General features: G+C 59.5%; 5 protein-coding genes. 2 read left to right on the top strand and 3 right to left on the bottom strand.

Features of this window, described 5'->3' with window-relative positions:
- Window positions 1–108: 108 nt before the first annotated feature.
- Window positions 109–4,437, bottom strand: a complete 4,329-nt coding sequence (locus H6973_10445) for a DUF4214 domain-containing protein (GenBank protein ID MCP5126023.1) — start codon at window positions 4,435–4,437, stop codon at window positions 109–111.
- 61 nt (window positions 4,438–4,498) lie between these two features.
- The gene (locus H6973_10440; GenBank protein ID MCP5126022.1) at window positions 4,499–7,561 is read right to left on the bottom strand and encodes a DUF4214 domain-containing protein; all 3,063 of its coding nucleotides are present in this window, start codon (window positions 7,559–7,561) and stop codon (window positions 4,499–4,501) included.
- Between the two features lie 155 nt (window positions 7,562–7,716).
- Here H6973_10440 and H6973_10435 point away from each other — a divergent pair, with 155 nt between their 5' ends.
- Window positions 7,717–8,565 (top strand): hypothetical protein, encoded by an 849-nt coding sequence (locus H6973_10435; protein MCP5126021.1) that lies wholly within the window; start codon window positions 7,717–7,719, stop codon window positions 8,563–8,565.
- A gap of 66 nt (window positions 8,566–8,631) precedes the next feature.
- Here H6973_10435 and H6973_10430 read toward each other — a convergent pair whose 3' ends face one another.
- Entirely contained in the window at window positions 8,632–12,132 is a 3,501-nt protein-coding gene (locus tag H6973_10430; GenBank protein ID MCP5126020.1) for a DUF4214 domain-containing protein, read from the bottom strand.
- Window positions 12,133–12,328: 196 nt separating this feature from the next.
- Between H6973_10430 and H6973_10425 the strand changes: the two genes are divergently transcribed.
- Window positions 12,329–15,088, top strand: a complete 2,760-nt coding sequence (locus H6973_10425) for a filamentous hemagglutinin N-terminal domain-containing protein (protein MCP5126019.1) — start codon at window positions 12,329–12,331, stop codon at window positions 15,086–15,088.
- Window positions 15,089–15,236: the final 148 nt, after the last annotated feature.

The following is a 15,236-nucleotide window of genomic DNA, read 5'->3' as shown; positions in this document are numbered from 1 at the left end:
GCCAAAGGGGGGGACTGAACGGTTACGTTCAGGATAATCCTTATCTTTACTTTCTTCAGGGTTTTCCCGGATTTCGCTTCGCTCCATCCGGGCTACACACCTGCGCCCTCAAAACCCCAGTCCCTGCATAAAATCGGTGAACTCTTGGGAATAGAGGAACCCGGCCATCGCGGTATTGCGAACCATGCCATTCGCTAGTTGCTCCAACCAGAACGCATAACCGCCCTCATCCGGCGCGCGCTGGAAGAAGGTCAGATACAAATTGGTGATGAACTGCCGGTCGGTGGTGTTGCGCCCCAGATATTCGGGACTGTTGAAAAAGAAATTGGCCATGTCCCGGAACACCGGTTTGATGTCAATCTTCTGCGCTTCCCGCTCGGCGATCAGGCCCTGCCAAAAGGCTAGCCCGTCTGCTTCCGGTTCCCGCTCCAGAATCGAGACGTAGTAGTGGGTGATCAGCGTCGTGGCCGCCAGGTCAGGGCTGCCGTTGGTAATGCGCACCGTGTAGCTTTGTTGAGTGGGAGTCGGACTGTCGCCGCGCGCCAGGACTTGCACGGTGAACGGGTAACGTCCCGCGCGGGTCGGTGTCCCACTCAAGGTCGCAGTCGCGCCATTGCTGGTCAGGGCCAGCCCGTCTGGCAACGCGCCAGCAGCCACGCTCCAGTCATACACCGAATCGGCGGGACAGCGTCCCTGATCGCAGCGCACCTGGAAGTCGGCGCGGTAGGGTTCGCTGATGGGCAGGACCGCAGGGACGGCGCCGTCAATGGTGTTGAGCGTAATGCCAGGGCCGCCCGGATCGAGAATGTTGCCATCCACCGCAAGATCGGAATCACCAATGTCGCCGTCAACGATGATCAGCGTGATGGCATTGCCCTGGATAATCGCGCCGGGTAGGACGTACCAGTGCGGTTCGTCATTGTCTCGGGTGCGGCCGTATTTCCAGTATTGGGCGTCCGGCGGCAGTGGAGCGGGATAGACTGTGGTCATGGCGAGCACGGTTTGACCCGGTTGGCACCCCGTGACGGTAATTTCCAGCAGACCATAAAGCAGCGTCACGCCGTCGGGGCCAGTCGCCGGTGCGCCAGGGTCGCCCAATTTCAGGGTGCGCGTCGTGATATTCGCCGCCGGACAGGATTCCGCTGCGCCGGTGATATTCTCATCCGGTTGTTCCGGGTTGGGTTCAGTGAAGGTCAAGTCGCGCACGGTCAACACCAGGTCTTTCGTGGCGTGCTGATCAAGCGCATCGGTCACCGTCAGTTGCACCGCAACGTGACCACCTTCCACCGGCGTTCCCCGCAAGGCGCCACTCGGACTGAGACTGAAGCCCGCTGGCAGACCGGTCGCGGTAAAGATATACGGCGGTTGTCCACCGACCGCGGCCAAGGTCTGCGTGTAGGATTCATGAACCAGGGCGTCGGGCAGATCAGCCGTCACCAAGGCTAAACCCGCGCTGGCGGTCACCGCATAGCCGCGCGCGCTGTGCTGGCCCAAGGCGTCGGTCACGGTCACCGTGACGGCAAACGCGCCGCTGGTCGTGAACGCGCCGTGCAGAATGCCCTCCGCTGTCAGCGCCAGGCCGGGCGGTAGATTAGTGGCGGTGTAGGCATAAGGGTACTGACCGCCAATGGCGGTCAACACCGCGGCGTAGGGCACGCCAACAATGGCGTCTGGCAGTACCGGGGTCGTCAGCACTGGGGTCGTTGCGGTCAGGGTCGGGGTAAAGGTGGCGACGACGAGGCAGGGGGCGTTTACCGGGCCGGTGGTGTAGGTCGCACCGGACAGCGTTCCGCTGCACCCGGCCACGGTGGCGGTATAGCCCGTGTTCGGCGTAACGGTGAAGGTCGTGGTTGCGCCAGGAGCGACTTGCCGACTGGCGGGGCTGATCGCGCCATTAGCGCCCGCGCTGGTGGTCACGGTGAAATCGGTGGTTTTGGGACTGAAAGTGGCGCTGACGGTGCAGTTGGCGGTGATCGGGCCGGTGGTGTAAGTCGTGCCGGATAGAGCGCCGCTACAGCCGGTGACCGCTGCCGTGTAGCCGCTATTGGGGGTCACGGTGAAGGTCGTGGTCGCACCGTGATTGACCGTTCGGGAGGCAGGCGTGAGACTGCCGTTTGCGCCTGCGCTGGTGGCGACGGTGTAGGTCTTGAGCGCGAAGGTGGCGCTGACGGTGCAATTTGCCGTAATCGGGCCGGTGGTGTAAGTCGTGCCGGACAGCGCGCCGCTACAACCGCTGATGCTGGCGGTATAGCCCGTGTTCGGCGTGACGGTGAAGGTCGTGGTTGCACCAGGAGCGACTTGCCGACTGGCAGGGTTGATCGCGCCATTGGCGCCCGCGCTGGCGGTCACGGTGAAGTTATCGGGACTAAAAGTAGCAGTAACGGCGCAATTCGCCGTAATCGGGCCGGTGGTGTAAGTCGTGCCGGTGAGAGCGCCATTACAGCCGCTGACGCTGGCGGTATAGCCGGTGTTCGGCGTGACGGTGAACGCTGTGGTTTGGTTATAGCTGACCAGCGCGGAGCCGGGGCTGATCGTCCCACCGGTTCCGGCGGTGGCGGTGACGGTGTAGGTCTGGGCCACAAAGTTGGCGGTAACCGTGCAATTCGCCGTGATCGGACCGGTGGTGTAGGTCGTGCCGGATAAGTTGCCGCTACAGCCGCTGACGCTGGCGGTATAGCCCATGTTGGGCGTGACGGTGAAGGCGCGCGTCGCATTGTAGGCGACCGTCACCGCGGTATTCGGGTTAATGCTGCCCTGCGTACTGGCGCTGGGCGTGACGGTGAAAGCGCGGGTGGCGCTACAGGATGCCGTGCTGCCGCCGCCAGAACCCATGCAGTTCCAGGTGAAGGTTCCGGGATTCGTCGTCACCGAAGATGGCGAGCCTGCTGTACACAGATTGCTGCTGGGGGCGCTGGTGAAGGTTTGTCCGGCGGATGCGCCACAGGCGCCATTGACGACGGCAGACTGTACCTCATAAGACCCGATGTCGACAGTCCCGGAAAAGCGCGGTTGTCCCCGTTGATCGGTGCTTAAACCGGCGGCGATCGCTAAAGCATCACTGCCTGCGTTAATCGCGGGACTGCCAGTTACCAATGCATGTGTCTGAGTCGGACCGCCGTTATCTATCAGTGCACCAATGATTTGGCCCAGCCCGACCGTGGGAGTGAAATCCGTGGCGCTTAAGGTGGGGTTGCCCGAACCGCTCATCCCCGTGCTGCTGCTGAATCCAATCAGGTTATAGCCCTGCGAACTCCAGGAAACTTTGACATTGATTTCGCGTCCTGTTGTCGCAGTATTACCTGCCACTAAGCTGTTGCCAATAGTCAGTGTATGGCTTGCGATGCCGCCGCCCGTTGTCGCGCTATTGCCGGTGATCGTGCTTTGGCGGACGGTGATTGCGCTGTCGCTGGCGATGCCGCCGCCCTCGATCCCTGCTGTATTGCCGGATAGGGTACTGTTAGTGACGGCCAATGCGCCACTGTTGCCGATGCCGCCGCCATTATTGGCCGTATTCCCGGAAAAAGTACTGTTAGTAACGGTAACTGTGCCGGCAAAAATCAAAATAGCACCGCCATCATAAGTGGCATTATTATTGGACAGCGTGCTATTACTGATGGTCACTGTTCCGTCATTCCCAGTGAGGATTCCGCCGCCAAACGGTGCAGCATTGTTAGACAGGGTGCTGTCGGTGATGGTCAGACTGCCGCCGTCATTGTGAATAGCGCCGCCATACTCGCTGGTCTGATTTCCCGTCAGGATACTGTTCTGAATCGTTAAAGTACTCCGATTCAGGATAGCGCCGTTGGTGTTAGCGGTATTGTTTTCCAGGTGGCTATTGGTGATCGTTAACATTCCATCGTTCAAAATAGCGCCTGCCCGGTTTGCTGCATTATTGGACACCGTGCTGCTGGCGAGGGTTAGCGTCCCTTCATTCCAAACTGCACCGCCATTGGCTCCGGAGTTCACATCACCACAATCGCTCAGTACACTATTTGTGAAGGTCACTGTGTTGCCGCTATTGTTGTGAAGAAGAGCATTAGTGCTGGTTCCTCGCAGCGTTACGTCATCAAAGGTCACGGTGACGCCGGTTCCATTCGTGACGAACGCTATGGTATAACTGGCATTATTAAGAATGGTCAACAGACTCGAACCCGGCCCCTGGATCGTCAGATTTTTATCGAGCGGAATGGTGCCGTTCAATAAGGTAATCGTTTGGTTATTCAAGCTGGAGGCGAAGTTGATGGTGTCACCAGCGCTGGCTGTCGAGATCGCCTCGCGCAGGGAGCAATCCGTATCGCAAACCCCGTCGCCGGTGTCGACAGTCTTGGTCACGGTCAGGGTCGCTGCGCCGACCGGCGCGCTGAATATCGCCGCCAGCGCCAGCGCCAGTATGAACCTTTTGATGTCGTCAATAATTGACATTCTCTGCATTTGCATCTTGATTTCTCCACATCTCACTCATTAAAGCTCTTCACCTCACCCCAACGATCACGTTCTTTCAGAACCCCAGCGCCGCCATAAAGTCGGTGAACTCTTGGGAATAGAGGAACCCGGCCATCGCGGTATTGCGAACCATGCCATTCGCTAGTTGCTCCAACCAGAACGCATAACCGCCCTCATCCGGCGCGCGCTGGAAGAAGGTCAGATACAAATTGGTGATGAACTGCCGGTCGGTGGTGTTGCGCCCCAGATATTCGGGACTGTTGAAAAAGAAATTCGCCATATCCCGGAACACCGGTTTGATGTCAATCTTCTGCGCTTCCCGCTCGGCGATTAAGCCTTGCCAGTAAGCTAATCCGTCGACTTCGGGTTCCCGTTCCAGAATCGAGACGTAGTAGTGGGTAATAAGGGTGGCCGCCGCCGGATCGGGGTTACCGTCGCTAATGCGCACGGTATAGCTTTGTTGGACGGGGGTCGGGCTGTCGCCGCGCGCCAGGACTTGCACGGTGAACGGGTAACGTCCCGTGCGAGTCGGTGTCCCGCTCAGGGTCGCGGTCGCGCCGTTGCTGGTCAGAGCCAGCCCGTCCGGTAACGCGCCAGCGGCCAGGCTCCAGTCATACACCGAATCGGCGGGACAGCGCCCCTGATCGCAGCGCACCTGGAAGTCGGCGCGGTACGGCTCGCTGATCGGCAGAACGGCAGGCACCGCGCCGTCAATGGTGTTGAGCGTAATGCCAGGGCCGCCCGGATCGAGAATGTTGCCGTCCACCGCCAAATCAGCGTCGCCAATGTCGCCGTCCACGATGATCAGCGTGATGGCGTTGCCCTGGATGATCGCGCCGGGTAGCACGTACCAGTGCGGTTCGTCATTGTCGCGGGTGCGACCGTATTTCCAGTATTGGGCGTCCGGCGGCAGTGGAGCCGGGTACACCGTGGTCAGGGCGAGCACGGTTTGACCGGGTTCACAGCCGGTGACTTTGATCTCCAGCAAGCCGTAAAGCAGCGTCACGCCGTCGGGGCCGGTGGTGGGTGCGCCAGGGTCGCCAAGATTGAGCGTTTGGGTGGTGATGTTCGCTGTCGGACAGGGTTCTGCTGCGCCGCTGATAGTTTCCGTTGGTTGCTCCGGGTTGGTTTGGGTAAAGGTGGCGTCCTGCATGGTTAGAATCAGGTCTTTTGTGGCGCGCTGATCAAGCGCATCGGTCACTGTCAGATACACATTCGATTGACCGCGTACGACTGGCGTACCGCGCAAGACGCCGCTGGAACTGAGACTGAAGCCCGCTGGCAGACCAGTGGCGGTGAAAACATAAGGCGGTTGCCCCCCAAGCGCGGCGAGATTCTGCGTGTAGGGAACATTAACCAGGGCGTTCGGGAGATTAGCGGTGACTAGGGCCAGGGACAGACTGGGGCCGACTGCTAGACCATAGTCGCGTTGACTGTATTGGCCCAAGACATCCATTACGGTGGCCCTGAGATGAAAGTCACCGCTAGCGGTAGGCATGCCGCTCAGAATGCCATTGGATGTGAGACTCAGACCGGGCGGCAAGCCGGTGGCGGTGTAAATATAAGGGTACTGACCGCCAATGGCAGTCAATACAGCGGCATAGGGTACGCTGACAATGGCGTCCGGCAAGAAGGGGGTAGTGATCGCTGGAGTCGTCACGGTCGGGGTCGGGGTCGGGATCGGCCCCACTTCGACGGCGCCAATGTCGACGAGGCTGTTATAAATGCGGGCGGCTCCGCGCTGGTCGGTAGTCACGCCGGCAGGAATTAGACTATTGTCGCCAGCATCAATGGCCGGACTGCCGGTGACTGGGGCATGGGTTTGCGTTAAGCCGCCATTATCGGCCAGTGCGCCGATGACGGCGCTGCTCGCGCCTGCTACCGACAGGTCGCTGGCGCTGGCAACGATACCGCCGGCCAAATCCATAGCGCCATTCTCACCCAACAGATTGTGACCTCGGGAGAAAAGACCGCTGCTGCCGTACATGCTCTTGCCGCTGACCGCCAAGTTGCCGGTGATCAGGCTGTTGCCCATGTTCAGCGTGACCCCCGTGCCGATGAACATGCCGCCGCCGTTCCGAGTCGCGGTATTGCTGGAGACGGTGTTGTCGAAAAACCAGGTAATTACATTGCTGATACACAGGCCGCCGCCATCCCGCGCCGTATTACCCGACAGCGTGTTGTTGTGCAGGACAACGGTGACGCCTCCAGAAGAGCCGCCCGCAATATTTATCCCACCGCCACAGTACAAATTTCCAGTGATATTATTTGACAGGGTGCTTTCGCTGACGGCCACTCTGCCGCTGCTGCCTGAAAAGTAAATCCCGCCGCCATGATAAGCAGCGAAATTATCGGTGAGAGCCGTGCGGGTGAGTGTCAGCGTCCCAGTATTGCTGGCAATAGCGCCGCCATAGCTGCCCGACACATTGTCCGATAGCGTCGTGTTGGTAATTGTCAGCGACCCATTGAAATTGTTATAAATTCCACCCCCCGCTGAAACGCTGTTATTGCCCGACAGCGTGCTATTGATCAAGGTCAGCGTTGCCGAAGAAGAATTAGCCAGCCCACCTCCCCATTCTGCTGAATTGTTGGCCAGGCGGCAATTAACCACTGTGAGCGTTGCGCCTGATCCAGAGTTATAGATCGCGCCGCCGTTGTCGTTGCTTGCTGCGGTATTACCGGAGAGCGTGCTGTTAGTAACCGTGAGCGTCCCGTTATTCAGAATCGCGCCGCCGCCATTGGTCAGCGTTAATCCCGAAAGGGTGGCGGTTGCGCCGCTGCTGATTTCAAAAATCCGCTGGTTGCCGTTGCCGATAATCGTCAAGACATCGGCCCCTGGCCCTTTGATATCGACCGTCCCTGTCGTGATGTTCAAGTTGCCTTGGGTGAGCAACTGTCCGCTCAGGCTGGATAGATCGATGGTGTTGTTAACACCCGTATTGATGTTGGCGTCGAGGATGGCTTGGCGCAATGAACCCGCGCCGCTGTCAGTGAGGTTAGTCACGGTATAGGTGTCAGCGTGCGCGAAGGGCAGGCTCAGAAACAGGATGAGACAGAGGCCGATGGTCTTGACGCACCCGTTGTTCGCAGTCAAACAGCGCGATAAAGAGAGTCTCATAGTGAAGTTCCTTTGTGTGGAAGCATTCAAGAATCATCTATATTCTGGAGATGAAGATAGAATAAAAAACCGGTATATAGAACAGCCTCTCGCTGGGAGGAACAGTATACTTAATGAAATCCACGGCGCTTCGTCTGCAATGCGAAGGAACTAACATGGCCTCACTCGCGATTTCCCCGCCCGAACCCCGGTTGTACACCGACCGGGACGCACGTCTGGCGCACTTGATCCCGATTCCGCACAGTCCGGAATCCATGGATGGTATTCCCTACTACGATGAAGAATTTGACATGGCCGCCTCCCATGCCCACCGCAAGACGATCTATTTCCTGGGCGCTCTGCTCGATCGCGTGGCCGAGCGCGCCGGTCTGCAAGGCGTCAGCGATTATCCGATCTGGTACTGGTTTCCCGACCGCAATGAGCAACGAATTCTTTACCCGGACTATGCCCTGACCGCTAATCCCGACATTCGGGCGCTGACCGCTAAAGAACTACTCTTCGCCCTGGAAGTAGTCACCACGTCGCGGCGGGAAAAGGAACTCAAGGATACGGTGCGAATGCGGGAACATAACCGGCTGCATGGCGTTGCGGAATTCGTACTGGTGTACCCGGAGCCGGACGATGACCGGTCGGTGGTCTGGTATCGTTACGATACGCGGACGGATCAGTATCAACCGCTCCCCTTGCCGCCCGACCGGCGGTATCGCAGTCAAGCCATTCCGGGCCTGGAGATTGAAGTGCGGGAGCCGGGTGAATGGACGGAGGGGCGCAAGGTGCGCGTCTATTACCGGGGTGAAGAGTTGCGCGAGGGCGCTGTGGAGGAACAGGCTCGGAAAGCAGCGCAATGGCAGGCGGAGCAGGAACGCCAGGCACGCACGACCGCCGAACAGCAAGCAGCGCAGGAACGCCAGGCTAGAGAACAGGAACGTCAGGCGCGCATGACCGCCGAACAGCAGGTCGAACAATTGCTTGCTCGACTCCGGCAAGCCGGTCTGGAACCCTGACAGCTTCTCCTGTCCCTCGCCTGTTGTTCAGTCCCCCTTTTTTCAAAGGGGGGCGGTGAACGCTTATCAGAACCCCAGCGCCGCCATGAAGTCGGTAAATTCCTGGGAGTAGAGGAAGAAGGTCATGACATCGTTGCGTGGGGCGTGGTTAGCCAGATCGGCCAGCCAGAACGCATAGCCGTCTTCATCCGGTTCGCGCTGGAAGAAAGTCAGGTAGAGATTGGTGATGAATTGCCGGTCGGTGGTGTTACGGCCCAGATATTCGGGACTGTTGAAAAAGAAATTCGCCATATCCCGGAACACCGGTTTAGCATCCTGACCCCGTCCCTGAAGTTCAGCAATCAAGCCCTGCCAATACGCCAGTCCCTCTGCTTCCGGTTCCCGTTCGAGGATCGAGACGTAGTAATGGGTGATCAGCGTCGTGGCCGCCGGGTCGGAGCTGCCATCGGTGATACGCACGGTATAGCTTTGCTGTGTAGAAGTTAAGGTCGTCGCGCCTCGGGTCAGCACTTGCACGGTGAACGGATAGCGCCCCACACGGGTGGGTGTACCACTCAGGGTGGCGGTTGCGCCCGCACCAGTCAGCGTCAGCCCGTCGGGGAGTGCGCCCGCCGCCAAACTCCAGTCATAAACCGAACCGGCGGGGCAGGCGCCTGCGTTGCAGCGGGCCTGGAAGTCAGCGCGGTAGGGTTCGCTAATCGGCAGGACCGCGGGGACGGCACCGTCAATGGTGTTGAGCGTAATGCCAGGGCCGCCCGGATCGAGGATGTTGCCATCAACCGCCAGATCGGCATCGCCGATGTCACCGTCGACGATCAACAGGGTAATCGCGTTACCTTCAATGATCGCGCCGGGTAGCACGTACCAGTGGGGTTCGGCGTTATCGTGGGTGCGACCGTATTTCCAGTATTGCGCATCTGGAGGTAGGGGTTCCGGGTACACGGTGGTCAGAGCCAGCACAGTTTGACCGGGTTCACAGCCGGTGACGGTGATTTCCAGCAGGCCGTAAGGCAGCGTCACGCCGTCAGGGCCGGTAGTGGGTGCGCCAGGATCGCCCAGCTTCAGGGTGCGCGTTGCGATATTCGCCGTCGGGCAGGATTCCGCGGCACCGCTGATGTTTTCGTCCGGTTGTTCCGGGTTGGGTTCGGTGAAGGTGAAGTCACGAACCGTGAGAACCGCGTTCTTCGTGGACTGCTGGTTGAAGGTGTCGGTGACCGTCAGTTGCACCGCAGCTACACCGCGTTCGACCGGTGTCCCACTCAGCACACCGGACGGGGTGAGACTCAGACCCGTCGGCAAACCCGACGCCGTAAAAACGTAGGAGGGTTGCCCGCCGACGGCAGCGAGCGTCTGCGTGTAGGGGATATTGACCAGGGCGTCGGGTAAATTCGCGGTGACCAGGGACAACCCGGCGCTGGCTGTCACCACATAACCGCGGGAACCCCGATGCCCGAGGGCGTCGGTCACGGTGGCGGCCACGGCAAAAGCGCCACCGGTGGTGGGCGTGCCGCGGAGAATCCCCTCGGTCGTCAGCGTCAGGCCGGGCGGCAGATCTGTTGCAGTGTAGGTGTAGGGATATTGGCCGCCAATGGCGGTTAACACTGCGGCGTAGGGTACACCCACGATGGCGTCGGGCAGCACGGAGGTTGTGATGGTTGGAGCACTGGCGGCGGCGGTTGGGCTGAATGCCGCGACCACTGTGCAGGGGGCTGTGATCGGGCCAGTGGTGTAGGTGGCGCTAGTAAGGCTGCCATTACAACCGGCGACGGTGGCGACATAGCCGGTGTTGGGGGTAACGGTGAACGTGGCGGTCGCACCGGGGGCAATGCTCTGCGTGGCGGGACTGACGACCCCGTTCGGACCGGCGCTGGCGGTGACGGTGAAGGCGCTGGTGTTGGGGTGGAAACTGGCGCTGATCATGCAATTAGCAGTGATCGGGCCGGTGGTGTAGATGTTGCCCGCGAGAGTTCCACTACAGCCCGTGACATCCGCTGCGTAGCCCGTATTGGGGGTGACGGTAAAGGTTGCGGTCGCGCCGTTGTTGACGGTTGCCGAAGCGGGACTGATTGCGCCGCCCGCCCCGGCGCTGGCCGTGACGGTGAAGGTCGCACCGCCACTACCGCCGCCCGCACCTTCCACCGCGCCGATGTCCACCGTGCCGCCGACGATGCGCGGAAAGCCTGCACCGCGCTGATCGGTGGTGACGCCAGTGGGAATGAGCGCATTGTTACCGGCATTAATCGCCAGACTGCCCGCGACCAGAGCATGGGTTTGCGTGGAACCGCCGTTGTCCGCCAAGGGGCCAATAGCGGTGCTGACCGAACCGGCTAAAACGAGATCGTTGGCCGCTGGGGTAAAGCCGGAAACACCTGGAACGCCGTTTTCGCCCAACAGGTTATAGCCTTGAGAGGTAATTTCCCCACCTGCCAGGTTAATGTTCTTGCCGGTGGACGCGGCGTTACCCACCACCAGGTTATTGCCCAAGGTTATGATGTCGCTGTGATTTTGAATGCCGCCACCACTGATGAGGGCGGCATTGCCCGATAGCGTATTGTTGCTCAGGGTCACGAAGGCTGCTGCCAGGTTGGAAATCCCGCCGCCCTCCTCGCTGGCCAGATTGCCAGATAGTGTGCTGTTGTTCACGGTCAGAGTAGCGTCCGACGAACCCCAGTTGGCAATCCCACCGCCTTGAGAAGCTCCATTATCGGACAGGGTGCTGTTGCTCACAGTGAGTGTAGCCCCGTTGAGAATCCCACCACCATAGACGGTGGCCTGATTGCCGGACAGAGTGCTGTTACTGACGATCATGATGCTGCCGCCCATGTTACCAATGCCGCCACCTAGAGAACCCTGATTGGTGGTCAACAGGCTGTTGTCGATCGTCACCGTAACATCACTGCCACTCACCTGGTTATAAATCCCACCGCCGTAGCCATAGGCCGAGTTATCCGATAGAGTGAGACGAGTGGCGGTCAACGAACCCCAGTTGAAAATCCCGCCGCCGTTGCCGGTGCCGCTCCCGTTGTTGGCCGAATTGCCTGACAGAATGATGTTGCTGAGCGTCAGGGAGCCGGTGTTGTTAATTCCGCCGCCGCCGTAACCGGCAGCATTATCCGACAGGGTCATGTTGTTGAGCGTCAGGAAGCCAGAGTTGTCAATCCCGCCGCCGTAGTCGTTGTTGACCTTACCTGCTTTAATCGTTAAACCTTGAAGCGTCACCCCCAAGCCGGAGACCTTGAAAACCCGCGAAGCCTGGTTGCCGCTGACCGCCAGGACATTGGCCCCCGGACCATTGATGGCAACCCGGTCGGTGATCGCGATTTCCCCACTGGTCAGGACAATCGTCCCTGTCAAGCCCGATTGAAACGCAATCGTGTCATTGCCTGGAGCCGCATTGGCGTCGAGGACTGCCTTGCGCAGCGAACCCGCGCCGCTGTCGTTGAGGCTGGTGACGGTAAATGTGGCGGCCTGGGCGACGGAGAGGTTCAGCGCCAGCATCAGGAAAAAGCCAATAGCTTTGGCCCGTCCATTACGCACAACTAACCAGTACCAAAAATGTGGTTTCATATTGGAATCCTTGTACGAAAATAAGTAGGAATTACCTGCAATTGCAACTACTGTTTTTGCAACTTCCTTTGCAGTCTCCTCTTTGCGATATGTCAGCGTTATGTATAGTATAAGAACTGATAAAAGACGAGTAGAGGCCCAGCCTGAAGCGAATTTTGGATGCTAAACTAATAGCTGTGGAATCAGGGGATAAAAGATGATGCAATTCAAGCTGTGGCGCTGGGCGCTGGCATTAACCATTTACGCCGGCAGCCTCCCGGCGCAAGTGACACTGGATGGCACACTGGGCCAAGCAGGCGCTTTGCCGGGGCCAGACTACGCCATCACCGCCGATCTCGGCCAGCAGGTCGGTGGCAACCTGTTCCACAGTTTCGGGACATTCTCCATCCCAACCGGGGCCAGCGCGACTTTCAGCGGCCCGGCTTCGGTGAACAACATCATTGGCCGGGTCACGGGCGGCCAGGTCTCGCAAATTGACGGAACCTTGCGCTCCACCATTCCTGGCGCAAGCCTGTATCTGCTCAATCCTGCCGGTGTCTTGTTCGGCAAAAACGCCCGGCTGGATGTACCCGGATCGGTGCATCTCAGCACCGCCGATACGTTGCGCCTGAGCGATGGTGGCCAATTTGACGCCCGCACTCCCGCCAACAGCCTGTTGACTGTCGCGCCGGTGGAAGCCTTCGGGTTTCTCAGCGATACGCCTGCACCCATCACTATCAAAGGTAGTTTCCTGGAAGTTCCGCAGGGGCAAACCCTGTCGCTGATCGGCGGCGATCTCACCATCGCTAACGGAACGCTGTACGCTCCGGTGGGACGCATCAATATCGCCACGGTCGGTTCTCCCGGAGAGGTGACGCCCACGCTGAACGGTCTGGAGTTGCGTGGCTTTAGCGCCTTGGGAACTTTCCAGCTACAACATGACGGAACGGTGCGCCCACATGTCGACGCGGTCGGAACCTTTCAGGATGTTGAACTGGGCAACCTTGATGTCAGCGGCGCGGGCGGCGGAACCCTTTTCATTCGAGGCGGGCAATGGCTCAACCAGGGCGGTTGGGTTTTCAGCGACACCTACAGCGACCGGAACGCGGGGGAAATCCATGTCGCCCTAAACGGAGCCATGCAGTTCGAGCAGGGTTCACGGTTGACCGCCGTCACGCTGGATCAAGGGAATGGCGGCGTGGTCACGCTGGATGTAGGCGCGTTGACGCTGAACGACGGCGCTTTTGTGTCCTCTGCGGCCTGGTTCGATGCCCAGGGGAACAGCGGCGATATCACCGTCAATGCCCGCGAGGCGGTGACCCTCGCCGGAATCGGTCCCGATAACGATCCTTCCAGCCTGTTCGCGGACACCTTGGCGCGTGCGTCCAGCGTGAGCCAAGCCGGAACGATCAAGGTCACGGCCCCGGTCGTCACAATCACCCGGCAAGGTTCGATGCAAAGCAACTCGCGGAGTCTGATCGGTGGGCAACCCGGCGTGATTATCCTGGACGTTGATACCCTGAATCTGAGTGAGGGTGGCGTGATTACCGTTGACAATGAGAGCGCGTTACGCGGTGGCGCGATTCGCATTACGGCCCGGCAAGCCGTCCTCATCACCGGCAGCGATGCAGCGGCAACTTACACTGGGCTGTCCGCCAGCGCCAAAGATGTGGATCGCTCCAACGGCGCAGCGGGAAGCATTCAGGTCACAACGCCGCACCTGACCCTCACCGGCAACGGCGTTATTCGCAACGTCACCAGAAACATGGATGCTACGGATTCGATAGTATTGAACGTCGACACCCTGACTGTAACCGGCGGCGCGCAAATCGTGGCGATCACCCGTGGAGACGGTCACGGCAGCGATCTGGTGATCAATGCCCAGGAAGCGGTGACCGTCGCCGGGTACAGTGACCGTAACGCCTCCAGCCTCTCCGCCAGCGCTATACCTGCTCGTAAAGATCTTGCTGGCGATGCGGGTTCGATCACGATCACGACTCCACGACTCATGCTGAATGAGGGTGGGCAGATCACTACAGCCACGACCAGCGCCGGACGCGGCGGCGATATCACGGTCAACGCGAGTGCTGAAGTCACGATTGCTGATTCGGATTTATCTGCCACCGCCGAACCGGGTTCCAGCAACAATGGCGGCAACATCATAGTAACCACCCCTCGACTGGCTTTGACCGAGGGTGGGCAAATCGCCACAGCCACGTTTAGCGCCGGGGATAGCGGCAACATCACCATCAATGCCCGCGAGGCCGTATTCATTGCGGGGCGCAACAACGAAGCTTACGCGGGTCTGTACGCCAGCGCCGAGGATCATGCGACCGGTCAGGCCGGCGCCATTACGGTCACGACGCCCAGTCTGACCCTGCAGAGTGGGCGCATTAGCGGCAATGCTCAAAAAACCACCGGCGGCGTCATCACCATTTACGCCAATCATCTGAAGTTGCTTGATGGCAGCGAAATCAGTAGCTTCGTGCAAGGCAAGGATTTAAGCGATGGCGGCAACGTCACAGTCAACAGTATCAATGCCGTCGCCTTGAACGGTAGTCGCATAAGCGCGCAAGCAAATCAGGGGCGTGGTGGTAACATCCTCGTCAATGCTGAGGTGTTCCTGCATGATGCTCCCGACGTTCAGGATGTCCTCAATGCTTCCTCGCGCATCGAAGGGAATGACGGTACAGTCGAACTCAATGCACCGACGACTGATATTAGCGGTAGTCTGGTCACGCTCAACGGCGCCTACCTCGATATTTCCAGTCAGATTAGCCCTCGTTGTAGCGTGAGTGATGCGGATGAACGCAGCCACTTCATTATGCAGGGACGCGGCGCTTTGCCGCCAGCGCCTGATCGGCCATTGTCAGTCATAACCAGCCGCTGTGATTCGGGAACCGCAGAAGGGCCACAACCTGCGCCACGCGCCGCTGAACTCCCCGGCGCTGAAAGAATGGGATTCGGCGACCGCTAAACTCCCCCACAACCGAATCGGCGGGTTACGGGCTGACGCTCTAACCCGCCCTTGTATTATGCTTTTGTTGAAGCTGTTCATGACAGGACAGCCCCCCTAAGGAGACCGGATGCCGTACCCGCCCTGGAGCGATCGATCTCGCTGCGTA

It is taken from the genome of Gammaproteobacteria bacterium (assembly GCA_024235095.1).
In the GTDB taxonomy this organism is placed as follows: Bacteria; Pseudomonadota; Gammaproteobacteria; order Competibacterales; family Competibacteraceae; genus UBA2383.
Note: the sequence above shows the minus strand (reverse complement) of the source record. Positions and strands in the feature narration are given on the sequence as shown.

What these genes read in the sequence shown, in the direction of transcription:
- H6973_10445 (MCP5126023.1), bottom strand. Translation starts at nt 4,437, where the DNA reads ATGCAAATGCAGAGAATGTCAATTATTGACGACATCAAAAGGTTCATA.
- H6973_10440 (MCP5126022.1), bottom strand. Translation starts at nt 7,561, where the DNA reads ATGAGACTCTCTTTATCGCGCTGTTTGACTGCGAACAACGGGTGCGTC.
- H6973_10435 (MCP5126021.1), top strand. Translation starts at nt 7,717, where the DNA reads ATGGCCTCACTCGCGATTTCCCCGCCCGAACCCCGGTTGTACACCGAC.
- H6973_10430 (MCP5126020.1), bottom strand. Translation starts at nt 12,132, where the DNA reads ATGAAACCACATTTTTGGTACTGGTTAGTTGTGCGTAATGGACGGGCC.
- H6973_10425 (MCP5126019.1), top strand. Translation starts at nt 12,329, where the DNA reads ATGATGCAATTCAAGCTGTGGCGCTGGGCGCTGGCATTAACCATTTAC.